Below are 1,547 nucleotides of genomic sequence, written 5' to 3'. Positions count from 1 at the left end.
AAGAAAACAGCAACGAAAAACAAGAAAGGCGAAGCACTGGCCTGAGAAACCCGCTTCGCCTTTTCAGTGTTCACGTCAAAAATTGGGGATTTTCAACATGCACGTGCATGATAGCATCACTGTGCGCGATTTTGCAATCGCGCGATCTTTTAGTCGCCGATTAAAGATCACTCTCTCTGATCCTCCGTATAGCCGAGAGATCGGAGGCATTAAATGAATGACTTATTCATGTCCCCCATTACCCCCGAGGCTGTATTATCGGGAAGATTTAGAGTTCATGCAGTGGTGGGGGATGCAATGGAGCCCGTATTACGAGGCGGTCGAGATTTTGTAATAACGGTGCCAGTTACTACTTATCATGGCGAAGGCATCTATCTCATAGACATAGGGCTCGGAATAGAATTATTCCGAGTTACAAATACCCTGAAAGCTGCTGAGCTTCATCTTTCTCGAGAAAATCAACGATACGAACCCCGGTTACTTGATCGGACGAAATTTGATGAGCGGGTGGTCGGAATCGTTGTTGCAGACATCAGATCGAGGATGATCGATTTTTAGCTAGAGAATGAATTTGGGCGGCCGAAAGCCGCCCCTTCTTTTCAATCCGTCGTGAATCGGCCGATGTAGCGCCCGACGATCTGAATTTCGTCGAGCGTCAATTCTCGCGTGATATGGCGAGGATTATCGGACGATATCCGAATGGTGATTATGTCAGCGCCTGGCCTCGACGTGACGTCAAGTCGCTTCACCACCACCCCTCCAAATTCATCGGCAAGCGCGTAGACGCCAGGAGGCGACGGAATCCGATGTCTAGTATCCACAAATACGACATCGCCGTCATTTATCGTTGGAGACATCGAATCGCCCTTGCACGGGAAAGCGGCAACATGGGGCACATGGACGCCCATGCTATTCAGTTTCCACTCGGGGAGCTTCCAATGGTCGCGAACGACTTCTTTGGCGAATGTAATGCCGTTGTGATTTGAAATCTCAAGGGCCGCCAAGCCGCCACCGCCCATGCCGGCGACAACATCAATTTCCGGGATCAGATCACTTATCGGAGCTGATGGTTCTGCAGGCGGCCTATTCATGCCACCAAGTTCCTCCTCGGGAATATCCAGTATCTCGGACAATCGCGCTCGATCTGCTTCCTTAAGCTCACGAGGAATCCCGCGCTCGATGTACTGTTGAAGGTAGGCATGGTTGCGGCCCATCTCCAGCGAAACCACCTTATAGGTCAGTCGCCGCTCGTCGATCTTGCTCGCGATCAATCTTCTTATCTTGTCCATGAAAAATCACTGCCATAGGAATTGACAGCAGGCTAATAGGAATGTACCTATTGAGTTAGGAATAGTCCTATTAGGAATTGCGGCATTGACCGAGATCGACGCTTTCAAAGACAAAGTTGAGCAGTTCATCGCCGATCGAGAGATGACGCCAACCCAATTCGGCAAGAAGTTCGCTGGTGATCCGCTTTTCGTTTTCCAGCTCCGGGACGGTCGCGAGCCTCGTTCGCAGACACGCCAACGCATCATTGAGGCAATGGG

General features: G+C 50.5%; 3 protein-coding genes. 2 read left to right on the top strand and 1 reads right to left on the bottom strand.

Annotated features, from left to right (window positions below; genetic code table 11):
* Both JTP94_RS25295 and JTP94_RS25290 read left to right on the top strand, forming a co-directional pair.
* The coding region (locus JTP94_RS25295) for a hypothetical protein (RefSeq protein WP_204853186.1) at nucleotides 1–217 on the top strand (217 nt) is incomplete at its 5' end.
* Nucleotides 214–558 carry a hypothetical protein gene (locus JTP94_RS25290; protein ID WP_204853185.1) on the top strand — a complete coding sequence of 115 codons (345 nt, stop codon included), beginning with the start codon at nucleotides 214–216 and terminating at the stop codon, nucleotides 556–558. The genes JTP94_RS25295 and JTP94_RS25290, both read left to right, overlap by 4 nt.
* Before the next feature lie 41 nt (nucleotides 559–599).
* Here the strand turns inward: JTP94_RS25290 and JTP94_RS25285 are convergent, their stop codons facing one another.
* The gene (locus JTP94_RS25285; protein ID WP_204853184.1) at nucleotides 600–1,289 is read right to left on the bottom strand and encodes a S24 family peptidase; all 690 of its coding nucleotides are present in this window, start codon (nucleotides 1,287–1,289) and stop codon (nucleotides 600–602) included.
* Nucleotides 1,290–1,547: the final 258 nt, after the last annotated feature.

The sequence above is a fragment of the Martinezella lusitana genome (assembly GCF_016901135.1).
In the GTDB taxonomy this organism is placed as follows: Bacteria; Pseudomonadota; Alphaproteobacteria; order Rhizobiales; family Rhizobiaceae; genus Rhizobium; species Rhizobium lusitanum_D.
Note: the sequence above shows the minus strand (reverse complement) of the source record. Positions and strands in the feature narration are given on the sequence as shown.

What these genes read in the sequence shown, in the direction of transcription:
- JTP94_RS25290 (WP_204853185.1), top strand. Translation starts at nt 214, where the DNA reads ATGAATGACTTATTCATGTCCCCCATTACCCCCGAGGCTGTATTATCG.
- JTP94_RS25285 (WP_204853184.1), bottom strand. Translation starts at nt 1,289, where the DNA reads ATGGACAAGATAAGAAGATTGATCGCGAGCAAGATCGACGAGCGGCGA.